Below are 12,638 nucleotides of genomic sequence, written 5' to 3'. Positions count from 1 at the left end.
GGCGGGTTAGCGCGATGTCAGCGGCTGTGCGGGATCGGGCGGCTCACACGATTCAGAGGCCGCCGCCCAACCCCGGTATACTGGCGCCCTTTCAGGCCCCGGCCCCCAGGTTCCCCTGCCATGCCGGCAGGGGCCCAGGCCCCCAGAGTCCCGCGATTCCATGTCCCAGCTGAACCCCAAAGTCGGCTTCGTCAGCCTTGGCTGCCCGAAGGCCCTCGTCGATTCCGAGCGCATCCTCACCCAGCTGCGGTCGGAAGGTTACGACATCGTCCCGTCCTACGATTCGGCCGACGTGGTGGTGGTCAACACCTGTGGCTTCATCGATTCGGCGGTGACCGAATCGCTGGATGCCATCGGCGAGGCGATGAACCAGAACGGCAAGGTGATCGTCACCGGCTGCCTGGGCAAGCGCCCGGAGCAGATCCGTGAGGCGTACCCGAACGTGCTGGCGGTGTCCGGGCCGCAGGATTACCAGAGCGTGATGGAAGCCGTGCACGCCGCGCTGCCGCCCAAGCACGACCCGTTCGTGGATCTGGTGCCGGACTACGGCATCAAGCTGACCCCGCGCCACTACGCCTACCTGAAGATTTCCGAGGGCTGCAACCACCATTGCAGCTTCTGCATCATCCCCTCGATGCGCGGCAAGCTGGTGTCGCGTCCGGTGGACGAGGTGCTGCGCGAAGCCGAGCGCCTGGTGCGTGGCGGCGTGCGCGAACTGCTGGTGGTTTCGCAGGACACCTCGGCCTACGGCGTGGATGTGAAGTACGCCGAGAAGATGTGGCGCGACAAGGCCTACCAGACCCGCCTGAAGGCACTGTGCGAAGGTTTGTCCGAACTGGATGCCTGGGTGCGCATGCACTACGTCTATCCGTATCCGCACGTCGATGACGTGGTGCCGCTGATGGCCGAGAACCGGATCCTGCCGTACCTGGACATCCCGTTCCAGCACGCCAGCCCGCGCATCCTGCGCCTGATGAAGCGTCCCGGTGCGGTCGAGAAGACCCTGGAGCGCGTGCAGAACTGGCGCCGCATCGCGCCGGACATCACCGTGCGTTCCACCTTCATCGTCGGTTTCCCGGGCGAGACCGAGGCCGAGTTCGAAGAGCTGTTGTCCTTCCTCGACGAAGCGCAGCTGGACCGCGTGGGTGCATTCGCCTATTCGCCCGTCGAGGGCGCTACGGCCAACAACCTGCCGGACGCGGTGCCGGAAGAAGTGAAGCAGGAACGACTGGCGCGCTTCATGGAAAAGCAGGCGCAGATTTCGGCCTCGCGGCTGGAAGCCAAGATCGGCACGGTGCAGCAATGCCTGGTCGATGCCATCGAAGGCGATATCGCCGTGGCTCGTTCCAAGGCCGATGCGCCGGAGATCGACGGCCTGGTGCATATCCAGAACGCCGACCAGGTGGCGCTGCGCGTGGGTGAGTTCGTCGACGTGGAAATCACCGAGAGCGACGAGCACGACCTCTACGGCGATGCACTGCCGCCGACCACGCGCGCGGCCTTCGACCTCAAGGTGCTGTGACCGGGGCGGAGGCTGCTGATGGCGGCCCCCGCCGATTCGTGGCACCGCTGCGCGCGGCGGTGGATCGGTCTGCGTTCGATCATCCGCTGTTTGCCGGTATCGCCACGTTCGGTGATCTGCTGACGGCAGCGGACTGGCCAGGCGTGGTCGATCTGGACGCGCGCCTGACGCTGCCGGGCAAGCGCCTTGTTGAACAGGATGCGGCGTTGCTGGCCGACGGCCTGCACTACGAAACGCGCATTGCCGACGGGCGCATTGCAACCCGCGCGGGCAACTGGCACGACCTGTTCAATGCCCTGGTCTGGGCACGCTACCCGTCGATCAAGCGCGCACTCAACACGCAGCAATGCCGGCACATCGAGCGCATGGCCGCCGGACAGCGCAACCGCGCGCAGGCCGCGCTGACCCAGTTCGATGAAACCGGCGTGGTGGTGCGTGTGCGTGACCCGGCGTTGCTTGCAGCCTGGGATGCTCACGATTGGCGCGCGCTGTTCGAACCGAGCCATTGGCAGTCAGGGCGCATCGCCATTGCCGCGGTATTTGGTCATGCCTTGATGGAGCAGGCGTTGCTGCCGGGCCGGCTGCTGGTGGGCAAATGCATCGTGCTGCAGCGCGATGACGATGCGGGCTGCATCGATGCGGTCGCGCGGGCCATCGACGAGGGCAGGGTGCTGCTCGACCCTCTGCAGCTGCGGCCGCTGCCATTGGCGGGCATCCCGGGCTGGCACACCGATCAGACGTCAGCCTTCTACGCGAACGACGATTATTTCCGCCCGCTGCGCGAAGGCCGTCGTTACCCGCCGCCTCTGCCGCTGCTGTAGAGCGGAGCCCATGCGCGGCTGAGCGCCACTGCCCGCCAGAGGCTCAGCCCTTGGCCGCAGTCTCGTACTCGACATCGATCACCGCAAAGGTGTGACGGCCACTGGGCAGTTCCACCGAAAACTCATCATCCAGGCGCTTCTTCAACAAGGCCCGCGCCAACGGCGAATCGATGCTGATCCAGCCCAGCCCTGCATCGGTCTCATCCGGCCCGACGATGCGGTAGCGGCTGGTCTGGCCGCTGTCCACGTTCTCCAGCTCCACCCACGCACCGAAGAACACCGCTTGCGGATCGGTCGGCGTGGTGTCGACCACGCGCAGTGATTCCAGACGCTTGGTCAGGTAGCGCACGCGGCGATCAATTTCGCCCAGCTGCTTCTTGCGGTAGGTGTATTCGGCATTCTCCGAACGATCGCCCTCGGCCGCGGCTGCGGCCAGCGCCTTGACCACCTCGGGTCGACGCACCCGCCACAGCTCATCCAGCTCGGCCTTCAAGCGTGCATGGCCGGCGGCGGTGATCAGCGCGGTGCTCTTTTCTGCGGGGGGACGCCAACGGGACATGCGGTAAGACTTCTTCTCAGGGGAACGATGGGGTCGGAGCCCTTCCTGCGGAAGGGATCCGATCCCGGGTCATGCAGTGGGCTCAGATCCCTTCCGCAGGAAGGGCTCTGGCCCCGGTAACGGGGTTCTCAGCGCTTGCCGCCGAAGATGCCACCCAGGATGCCGCGCACGATCTGGTTGCCCAGCTTGGTACCGACCGTACGCGTGGTCTGCTTGGCCATCGTCTCGATCATGCCCTGGCGGCGCTTGGTGCCGAAAATAGCGTCCTTGATCGACTGCCCGAAGCCACCTTCCTGCGCCTCGTCCTGTTCACGGCTGCGCGCAGCCGGCGCATCGGTTTTCTCGACGGCCTTCTGCGCGCGCTGCGCCAGCAGTTCGGCGGCCGATTCGCGGTTGATGGCGGTGTCGTAGCGCGTGCCGACCGGGCTGCCTGCACGCACCTGCGTACGTTCGGTGTCGGTGACCGGTCCCATGCGGCAGCGCGGCGGGGCGATCATCGTCTGCTGCACCGGCATCGGCACGCCCTTGTCCTGCAGGGTGGACACCAGCGCTTCGCCAGTGCCGAGCTGGCTGAGCACCTTCACCACATCCAGCTTGGGGTTCGGCACGAAGGTCTCGGCGGCGGTCTTCACCGCCTTCTGGTCGCGCGGGGTGAAAGCGCGCAACGCGTGCTGCACGCGGTTGCCGAGCTGGCCGAGGATGTTGGCCGGCACGTCGTCGGGGAACTGCGAGCAGAAGTACACGCCCACGCCCTTGGAACGGATCAGCCGCACCACCTGTTCGATGCGCTGGACCAGTGCGGGCGGTGCATCGTCGAACAGCAGGTGCGCTTCGTCGAAGATGAAGACCAGCTTCGGCTTGTCGAGGTCGCCCACTTCCGGCAGCTGCTCGAACAGCTCCGACAACAGCCACAGCAGGAAGGTGGAGTACAGCTTGGGCTTGAGCACCAGCTGGTCGGCGGCCAGGATGCCGATGACACCGCGGCCATCATGGTTGACCCGCATGATGTCGGCCAGTTCCAGCGCCGGTTCGCCGAAGAAATGCTCGCCGCCGTCCTGCGCCAGGCGCAGCAGGGCGCGCTGGATGGCGGCAACCGATTGCGCGCTGACCAGGCCGTACTCGGTGGAGATGTCCTTGCGCTCCTCGGCCACCAGGCCGAGCAGGGCGCGCAGGTCGTCCATGTCCAGCAGCAGCAGGCCGCGGTCATCGGCCAGCTTGAACACGATGTCGAGCACGCCGGCCTGGGTGTCGTTCAATTCCAGGATGCGTGCCAGCAGGGTCGGGCCCATCTCGCTCACGGTGGTGCGCACCGGGTGGCCGAGCTTGCCGTACAGATCCCAGAACACGGTGGGGCTGGCCGCCGGGGCATAGTCGCCCACGCCGATCTCGGCCGCGCGCTTGAGCAGGTTCTCGGCGCCGGTACCCGGCACGGCCAGGCCGGAAACATCGCCCTTCACATCGGCCAGGAACACCGGCACCCCGATCCGTGAGAAGCCCTCGGCCAGGGTCATCAGGGTCACGGTCTTGCCGGTGCCGGTAGCGCCGGCCACCAGCCCATGGCGGTTGCCGAGTTTCGGCAGCAGGGTGACAGCCACATCGTCGGTGATGCCTTTGCCGAGCAGAATCGGATCCATGGTCCAGCCCTTGTGATGAATGTGCCAATGTTAACCGCCGACAGTGACGGGCCGAAGGTCGGCTTGCCCCGACCTTGGCCGCGCCGCTACTCTGCCTGCCTGTTTCATACACAGTGCCACCAATGCCCGTTCCTGTCCTGATTTCCCGCACCTGGCCGCTGCTGGCCCTGGCTGGCCTGGTTTCCCTGGCGCCGGAGGCCCACGCACAGCGGGTTTCGGCCCGGGACAAGGTGAAGGTGGATGCACTGCAGCTGCGCATGACGGCTGCCGAGAAGCGCTACAGCGATGCCGTGCTGCTGGTGGCCAACGCCGATCCGAAGGGTCGCAACGAGGCCGATGCCGCGCTGGAGGACATGGAAGATGTCATCAGCGAGTGCGTGAAGCAGAAGGGCTGCCAGATGAGCAACATGCTGGCGACCTACAAGCGGCTGCTCAAGCACGACGCCGATGCCGCTGCCGATGATGACGTGGCCGATGAAGCCGGCGACCGCCTGGAAGCCGACCCGGACCATGTCGGCCCGCTGGCTGCCGACGTGCCCGAGGCGGCCCGCGCGGCGGCGCTGCTCAACGACAAGCGCCATGCCTTCGACAACATGGTCGAGTACAACCCGGCCGTGCAGGCTGGCATCCGTCGCTGGCTGACCGATATGCGCCCGGCGCTGATGACCACCTACGAGAACTACCAGAACCTGCGCGCGGTGATGTGGCCGGAATGGGAGAAGCGCGGCCTGCCCGAGGCGCTGCTGTTCGGCATCATGGCCAAGGAATCCAACGGCCGCGTGCATGCGTCCTCACGCGCCGGCGCCGCGGGCCTGATGCAGTTCATGCCGGCCACCGGCCGCCGCTTCGGCCTGGGCCCGGACGGTACCGGTTTCGATACCCGCTTTGATGCGCGCAGCGCCGCCGAAGCCAGCGCGACCTACCTCAACGAGCGCATGCGTGAGCTCAACAACAACGTCGAACTGTCGTTGGCCGGCTACAACGGCGGCGAGGGCCGCGCGGCGCGCGTCTACAAGCAGTACCCGGGCCAGAGCTTCTGGGTGGACAGCGTCTACAACCAGTTCCCGGGCGAGACCAAGGACTACGTGCCGATGGTGATCGCCGCGTCCTGGATCTTCCTGCACCCGCAGCAGTACGGCGTGGAGTTCCCGAAGATCAACGCACAGCCGGCCACCATCCGCCTGGCCCGCTCGACCACGATCTACGAGCTGACCATCTGCCTGGGCAGCCATGGCACCCGCGATGGCTACATGCGCGCACTGCGCAACCTCAACCCGCGCTATGAGGCCGATGGCTGGATTCCGGCCGGCACCCTCATCAACGCCACCAGCCGCATTGCCGGCCTGTACACGCGCAACTGCGTCAGCGGCCCGCGTGCGGATCTGGCGCGGACCCTGATCACCGCCGACCTCAATGCCGCGATCATGCGCCCCAGCGCCGCCAGCTACACCGGCAGCGTGGCCGTGGGCGGGGTGGTGCCGGTGGTCGATCCCAATGCCGCCAGCAGCGTGCCGACCACGCCCGCCGCGCCCGTGGCTGCGCCGCGCCCGGCGCCGGCACCGCGGGCCAAGCCGGCCCGCAGCTACAAGGTCGGCAAGGGTGAGACCCTGGGCCGGATCGCCGCGAAGTTCCAGTGCGATGTACCGGTGCTGGCCCGCGCCAATGGCCTCAAGGCCCCCGGCTACAGCCTGCGCCACGGCCAGGTGCTGAAGCTGCAGGGCTGCGACAAATAATCTCTCCGCACTCTGGATATCGCATGGACCTCGAAGACACCCGCAACCTGTTCACCAACCTCCGCGAGAACACCGACTGGGACCTGGACGCCCCGCTGCTGTGGGGGTACTTCTTCGTGCACTCCACTGCCGAGCCGCTGCAGGCACTGGGCACCCACCTGCAGGCGCAGGGCTATGTGCTGGTGGAACTTTTCGAGCAGGAGCCGGAAGACGGTGACGCTGCCTTCCACGTGCTGCACGTGGAGCGCGTGGAAGTCCACGACGAAACTTCGCTGGACAAGCGCAACCAGGAACTGAGCGCGCTGGCCACGCAGATGGGCGTGGAAGACTACGATGGCATGGACGTCGGCCCGGCGCCGACCCTGCAGTAACGCCGCATCCGGTAGTGCCGGCCGCTGGCCGGCATTCCGTTGAAGCCATCCACGCATGGCGTGGATCTACTGGCCAAGCGTGAGCCCAGCACGGCTCGGCTCTACATGAACCTCAGCGCAGCTTCGCCAGTGCCTGTCCCAGCTGCACCGGATGCTCGGCATCCAGATGCGGGGCGAATTCGGCCACGCCCGGCGGCAGCAGCACGATCACGGTCGAGCCGTAATTGAAGCGCGCCATCTCTTCGAAGCGCTGCAGGGTGATGCCGCGGCCCCGGTAATCCTTGCGGGTGATGCGGTCGCCGTAATGCGGAATTTCTTCGCCGCTCCACACCGTTTCCACGCCCGACACCAGCAGCGCACCGACCATCACGCTGACCATCGGCCCGAAGCTGGTGTCGAAGTGGCAGACCAGGCGTTCGTTGCGCGCGAACAGCCCCGGCACGTTGTTGACTGCGGCCGGGCCGACGCTGAACAGGCGGCCGGGCACGTGCACGGTTTCGCGCAGGGTGCCGGTCCAGGGCATGTGCACGCGGTGGTAGTCGCGCGGCGACAGGTACACCGTGGCATACAGGCCCTCGTTGAACGGCTTGGCATCCTCGGCACTGCCCAGCAGCTCGGCGGCAGTGAAGGACTGGCCCTTGGCCTGGAAGATGCGGCCGGCGTCGATCTCTCCGAGCTGGCTGATGCGGCCATCGGCCGGCATCACCAGGCTGCGCGGATCGGCATCGGCCACGCGCGCCCCGGGTTTCAGCGCGCGGGTGAAGAACTGGTTGAAGGTCGGGTAGCTGCGCGGGTCCGGGTTGGCCGCTTCATCCAGGTTGACGTTGAACTTGCGGGTGACCGTGTCGATCAGCCAGCGCGATACGCGCGGGTTGTCCGAGTACGCCAGCGAACGCGCCATCGAGGACAGCAGGCGGTGGGGCAGGACGTACGTCAGGGCGGTGGTCAGACTCATGGGGCGGATTTCTCGGTCAGCTTCTGCAGGTCGCGGGCGATCGCCGGCGCGTTGAACGGGGGCCGCACCAGGCCGGCAAGCCGGCCCTGCGGGTCGAGCACGGCCAGGCTGGCGGAGTGCTCGAGGGTGTAATCCTCGGGATTCTCGTCGAAGTGCTTGCCCGGCACCTTCTGGAACACGAAGCCCAGCGAGGTGGCAAAGCGCTCCAGCGAGGGGATGTCAGCGGTCGCCGCCAGGGTGTCCTTGTGGAAGCCATGGGCGTACTCGCCCAGGCGCGTGGCGGTGTCGCGCTCCGGGTCGACCGAGACGAACAGCACGCGCGGGCGCAGGCTGTCGGGCAGGGCTTCCCACTGGTTCTGCGCACCGGCCAGCTCGGCCAGGGTGGTCGGGCACACGTCCGGGCAGAAGGTGAAGCCGAGGAACACCAGGGTCCAGTGGCCCTTCAGCTCGCCGGGAATCAGGCGCGTGCCGTCGGACTGGGCCAGGTTGTAGTCGGGCAGGGCGCGCGGCTGCGGGTACAGGGTGATCGCTTCGGTGGCCGGCTGTCCGGCCGGCGGCTTCGGCGCGAACACCTGCTGGGCGGCGAGCAGGCCAAGGCCCGCTGCCAGAGCGATCAGCAGGATGATGCCGACGTTGCGATTGAACATGGGATTCCGCCGCAGGAAGTGGCCACCATCATACCGGCTGCGACTGGATCGTTTCTGCCGCAACGGATGCCGGCGCAGGCGGCAACCCCTATAATCGGGGGCCACTTTGCCCGCAGTACCGCCATGACCGCTGAAACGGCCGCCGAACTCCACACGATCATCGATCTGATCCGCTACGGCACCAGCCGTTTCAACGCTGCGGGCCTGACCTTCGGGCACAGCTACGACAATGCCCTGGACGAGGCCACCCAGCTGGTGCTGCACGGCCTGCACCTGCCGCACGACCTCGGCCCGGCCTACGGCCAGGCGCGCCTGCTGCGGGAAGAGAAGCTGGCGGTGCTGGAGCTGTTCCAGCGCCGTATCGACGAGCGCATCCCGGCCGCCTACCTGACCGGTGAAGCCTGGTTCGCCGGCCTCAGCTTCAAGAGCGATACGCGTGCCTTGGTGCCGCGCTCGCCGATCGCTGAGCTGATCGAGTGCGGCTTCGAGCCGTGGCTGGCTGGCCGCGACGTCAGCCGCGCGTTGGACCTGTGCACCGGTTCGGGCTGCATCGCCATCGCCATGGGCCACTACTACCCGAACTGGGAAGTGGACGGCGTGGACCTCAGCGATGATGCGCTGTCGCTGGCCGAAGAGAACAAGGAACGTCTGCAGGCGCACAACGTGACCCTGCTGAAGTCGGACCTGTTCAACGGCCTGACCGGCCGCCATTACGACCTGATCGTCACCAACCCGCCGTACGTCACCAACGACGAGACCGATGCCCTGCCGCAGGAGTACTCCTACGAGCCGGAGATGGGCCTGCGTGCCGGCGACGATGGCCTCGACCTGGTGCTGAAGATCCTGCGCGACGCGCCGCTGCACCTGAGCGAGGACGGTCTGCTGATCTGTGAAGTGGGCGAATCCGAACAGCACCTGATCAAGCTGCTGCCGGAAGTCGATTTCGCCTGGGTCGAGTTCAAAGTCGGCCAGATGGGCATCTTCGCGGTCGAGTGCCGCGAGCTGATCGCCCACAGCGCACGCATCACCGAACTGGCGGCACAGCGCCCGTGAGCTCCAATTCGTTCGGCAAGCTGTTCACCGTCACCACGTTCGGCGAATCGCACGGGCCGGCCATCGGCTGCGTGATCGATGGCTGCCCGCCGGGGCTGGCGCTGGACGCGGCCGAATTCAGCCACGACCTGCAGCGTCGCGCCACCGGCAAGAGCCGGCACACCTCGGCGCGGCGCGAGGCCGACGAAATCGAGATCCTGTCCGGGGTGTACGAGGGCCTGACCACCGGCACCCCGATCGCGCTGCTGATCCGCAACACCGACCAGCGCAGCAAGGACTACAGCAACATCGGCCAACAGTTCCGTCCGGGACATGCCGACTACAGCTACTGGCACAAGTACGGCATCCGCGACCCGCGTGGCGGCGGCCGTTCTTCGGCGCGCGAGACCACCATGCGCGTGGCCGCTGGCGTGGTCGCCAAGAAGTGGCTGGCCGAACGTTTCGGCATCACTGTGCGCGGCTACCTGTCGCAGCTGGGCGGGATCACCCCGGCCGGTTTCGACTGGTCGGTGGTCGAGGACAACCCGTTCTTCTGGCCGCATGCTGCACAGGTGCCCGAGCTGGAGGCGTACATGGATGCGCTGCGCAAGTCCGGTGATTCGGTCGGCGCCTGCGTGGACGTGGTCGCCGACAACGTGCCGCCGGGCTGGGGCGAGCCGATCTACGGCAAGCTTGATGGCGAGCTCGCAGCCGCACTGATGAGCATCAACGCGGTGAAGGGCGTGGAGATCGGCGACGGTTTTGCCAGCGCCATGCAGAAGGGCACCGAACACCGAGACCTGCTGACCCCGCAGGGTTTTGCCAGCAACCACGCCGGTGGCATTCTCGGTGGCATCTCCACCGGCCAGCCGGTGGTCGCCTCGATGGTGCTCAAGCCGACCTCCAGCCTGCGCCTGCCGGGTGAGTCGCTGGATACGGCCGGCAATGTGGTGGAGGTGGTCACCACCGGCCGCCACGATCCCTGCGTCGGCATCCGCGCCACCCCCATCGCCGAGGCGATGATGGCACTGGTGCTGATGGACCAGGCGCTGCGCCACCGCGCGCAGTGCGGCGATGTCGGCACCATCACCCCGCGCATTCCCGGCCAGCTTGATGGCTGATGCGCGGCCGACGGTGTGGGTGAGCCAGCCGCTGATCGACGCGGCCATCGCGCCGCTGCGCGATCGCGTGCAGCTGCGCACCACCGATGCCGTCACCGCCTGGTCGCCGCAGCAGATCGCCGCGCAGCTGGCTGACGTTGACGGGGCGATCATCACCCTCAACGAGCGCATCGGTGCGGCCCAGGTCGCCGATGCCGCGCAGCTGCAGGTGATCGCGAATGTCGGGGTCGGCTACAACAACCTGGATGTCGACGCGCTGAGCGCCGCCGGCATCCTCGCCAGCAACACCCCGGACGTCCTCACCGAAACCACCGCTGATCTCGGCTTTGCCCTGCTGATGGCCACCGCGCGCCGGATCACCGAATCCGAGCGCTGGCTGCGCGAGGGGCAGTGGGGGCAGTGGTCGTTCCAGACCATGCTCGGTGCCGACATCCATGGCAGCACGCTGGGCATCCTCGGCATGGGCCGCATCGGCCAGGGTATCGCCCGTCGCGGTGCGCACGGCTTCGGCATGAAGGTGCTGTACCACAACCGTTCGCGGCTGCCGGCCGACGTCGAAGCCGCGCTCGGCGCCACCTACGTGGACCTGGATACGCTGCTGGCGCAGTCCGACCATCTGTTGACCGTGCTGCCGTACTCCCCGTCGTCGCATCACATCATCGACGCCGCCGCGCTGGCGAAGATGAAGCCGTCCGCCACGCTGGTGAACATCGCCCGCGGCGGCATCGTCGACGAACTGGCGCTGGCCGATGCACTGGCCAACGGTCGCCTGGCGGCTGCTGGCCTGGATGTGTACGAAGGCGAGCCGAACGTGCGGCCGGAGCTGCTGGCCCTGCGCAACATCGTGCTGACCCCGCACATCGGCAGCGCCTCGCTGGCCACGCGTACGGCGATGGTGCAGATGGCCGTGGACAATCTGCTGGCCGGCCTTGGCCTGGACGGCAGCCCGTCGCACATGCCGAGCGCGATCAATGCCGACGCGGCCCTTGCCGCGCGCGCCTCCATGGATGAAAAAAGCGGGAAACGATAGGGAACCTCCGCGCATCCATCCGAGGAGGCTCCCCGAACCCAGCTGTCGTGCGTGAGTTTTCCCCCATTCCCGTTTTCGTGAGAGTTCCCCCATGAGCAATGCACAACGCAGCTTCCACGTCGCCATCGTCGGCGCCACCGGTGCGGTCGGCGAGACCATGCTGGCCATCCTGGCCGAGCGCGATTTCCCGGTCGGCACCCTGAGCCTGCTCGCTTCCAAGCGCTCGGCCGGCGGCGAAGTCGAGTTCAACGGCGGCAAGGTCAAGATCCAGGACCTGGCCACCTTCGACCCGAGTGGCGTGGATATCGCCCTGTTCTCGGCCGGCGGCAGCGTGTCCAAGGAGTACGCCCCGAAGTTCGCCGCCGCTGGCGCGGTGGTGATCGACAACTCCTCGGCCTTCCGTTACGACGATGACGTGCCGCTGGTGGTGTCGGAGGTCAACCCGGACCAGATCGGCAACCGTCCGCGCGGCATCATCGCCAACCCGAACTGCTCGACCATGCAGATGCTGGTCGCGCTGGCACCGCTGCACCGCAAGTACGGCATCGAGCGCATCAACGTGTCCACCTACCAGTCGGTGTCCGGCGGTGGCCGTTCGGCGCTGGAAGAACTGGGCAAGCAGACCGGCCAGCTGTTGAGCTTCCAGGAAATCGATCCGCAGCGTTTCCCGGTGCAGATCGCCTTCAACCTGATCCCGCACATCGACGACTTCCTGGACAACGGCTTCACCAAGGAAGAGATGAAGCTGGTCTGGGAGACCCGCAAGATCCTGGGCGACGACAGCATCCTGGTGAACCCGACCGCGGTGCGTGTGCCGGTTTTCTACGGCCACTCCGAATCGGTGGCGATCGAAACCCGTGACAAGGTGACCGTGGCCGAAGCGCGCGCGCTGCTGGAACAGTCGCCGGGCATCGAAGTGGTGGATCGTCACGAAGCCGGTGGTTACCCGACGCCGGTCACCCATGCCTCGGGCACGGACGCGGTGTATGTCGGCCGCATCCGCGAGGACCTGTCGCATCCGCGTGGCCTGAACCTGTGGATCGTGTCGGACAACGTGCGCAAGGGTGCTGCCCTCAACGCGGTGCAGCTGGCCGAGCTGGTCGCCGCCGAGACGCGTTGATGGAGAGGCCGGGCAACGCCCGGCCTTTTCTGTAGAGCCGAGCCCATGCTCGGCTCTCCCCAAGCAGCCGAGCATGGGCTCGGCTCTACATGG

The 12,638-nt window shown here is 67.0% G+C and carries 12 protein-coding genes; 8 read left to right on the top strand and 4 right to left on the bottom strand.

Annotated elements, in window-relative coordinates:
* Positions 1-160: 160 nt before the first annotated feature.
* Together rimO and ACFX4F_RS01080 are read left to right on the top strand one after the other, a co-directional pair.
* On the top strand, positions 161-1,522 hold the full coding sequence (gene rimO, locus ACFX4F_RS01085; protein ID WP_099819025.1) for a 30S ribosomal protein S12 methylthiotransferase RimO: 1,362 nt from the start codon (positions 161-163) through the stop codon (positions 1,520-1,522).
* A 38-nt stretch (positions 1,523-1,560) separates the two neighbouring features.
* Positions 1,561-2,343, top strand: a complete 783-nt coding sequence (locus ACFX4F_RS01080; protein ID WP_380651394.1) for a DUF3025 domain-containing protein — start codon at positions 1,561-1,563, stop codon at positions 2,341-2,343.
* Between the two features lie 43 nt (positions 2,344-2,386).
* On the opposite strand, the gene greB is transcribed toward ACFX4F_RS01080, so the two are convergent.
* Positions 2,387-2,902, bottom strand: coding sequence for a transcription elongation factor GreB (gene greB / locus ACFX4F_RS01075; RefSeq protein ID WP_380651391.1), 516 nt, complete (start codon positions 2,900-2,902; stop codon positions 2,387-2,389).
* Positions 2,903-3,030: 128 nt separating this feature from the next.
* On the bottom strand, positions 3,031-4,536 hold the full coding sequence (locus ACFX4F_RS01070; RefSeq protein WP_099819028.1) for a helicase HerA-like domain-containing protein: 1,506 nt from the start codon (positions 4,534-4,536) through the stop codon (positions 3,031-3,033).
* A 122-nt stretch (positions 4,537-4,658) separates the two neighbouring features.
* Here ACFX4F_RS01070 and ACFX4F_RS01065 point away from each other — a divergent pair, with 122 nt between their 5' ends.
* Both ACFX4F_RS01065 and ACFX4F_RS01060 read left to right on the top strand, forming a co-directional pair.
* Complete coding sequence (locus tag ACFX4F_RS01065; RefSeq protein WP_380651387.1) at positions 4,659-6,269, top strand: transglycosylase SLT domain-containing protein; 1,611 nt, start codon at positions 4,659-4,661, stop codon at positions 6,267-6,269.
* A gap of 23 nt (positions 6,270-6,292) precedes the next feature.
* A complete protein-coding gene (locus tag ACFX4F_RS01060) occupies positions 6,293-6,640 on the top strand; it encodes a ribonuclease E inhibitor RraB (RefSeq protein WP_099819030.1) in 348 nt (115 codons plus the stop codon).
* Between the two features lie 112 nt (positions 6,641-6,752).
* Here the strand turns inward: ACFX4F_RS01060 and asd are convergent, their stop codons facing one another.
* Both asd and ACFX4F_RS01050 read right to left on the bottom strand, forming a co-directional pair.
* The gene (gene asd / locus ACFX4F_RS01055) at positions 6,753-7,595 is read right to left on the bottom strand and encodes an archaetidylserine decarboxylase (RefSeq protein WP_380651383.1); all 843 of its coding nucleotides are present in this window, start codon (positions 7,593-7,595) and stop codon (positions 6,753-6,755) included.
* Entirely contained in the window at positions 7,592-8,242 is a 651-nt protein-coding gene (locus tag ACFX4F_RS01050) for an SCO family protein (RefSeq protein WP_099819032.1), read from the bottom strand. Before ACFX4F_RS01050 ends, asd begins: the two co-directional genes overlap by 4 nt.
* Positions 8,243-8,365: 123 nt before the next feature.
* On the opposite strand from ACFX4F_RS01050, the gene prmB reads away from it, so the two are divergent.
* The 4 genes from prmB to ACFX4F_RS01030 all read left to right on the top strand — a co-directional run bounded on the left by prmB (position 8,366) and on the right by ACFX4F_RS01030 (position 12,545).
* Positions 8,366-9,295 carry a 50S ribosomal protein L3 N(5)-glutamine methyltransferase gene (prmB, locus tag ACFX4F_RS01045; protein WP_099819033.1) on the top strand — a complete coding sequence of 310 codons (930 nt, stop codon included), beginning with the start codon at positions 8,366-8,368 and terminating at the stop codon, positions 9,293-9,295.
* Positions 9,292-10,395, top strand: coding sequence for a chorismate synthase (gene aroC / locus ACFX4F_RS01040; RefSeq protein ID WP_099819034.1), 1,104 nt, complete (start codon positions 9,292-9,294; stop codon positions 10,393-10,395). Before prmB ends, aroC begins: the two co-directional genes overlap by 4 nt.
* Positions 10,388-11,425 (top strand): D-glycerate dehydrogenase, encoded by a 1,038-nt coding sequence (locus tag ACFX4F_RS01035; RefSeq protein ID WP_099819035.1) that lies wholly within the window; start codon positions 10,388-10,390, stop codon positions 11,423-11,425. Before aroC ends, ACFX4F_RS01035 begins: the two co-directional genes overlap by 8 nt.
* 91 nt (positions 11,426-11,516) lie before the next feature.
* Positions 11,517-12,545, top strand: coding sequence for an aspartate-semialdehyde dehydrogenase (locus tag ACFX4F_RS01030; protein WP_380651377.1), 1,029 nt, complete (start codon positions 11,517-11,519; stop codon positions 12,543-12,545).
* Positions 12,546-12,638 lie beyond the last annotated feature (93 nt).

The sequence above is a fragment of the Stenotrophomonas sp. YIM B13575 genome (assembly GCF_042787595.1).
In the GTDB taxonomy this organism is placed as follows: Bacteria; Pseudomonadota; Gammaproteobacteria; order Xanthomonadales; family Xanthomonadaceae; genus Stenotrophomonas; species Stenotrophomonas lactitubi_B.
This window is presented reverse-complemented; position numbering and strand designations above follow the sequence as displayed.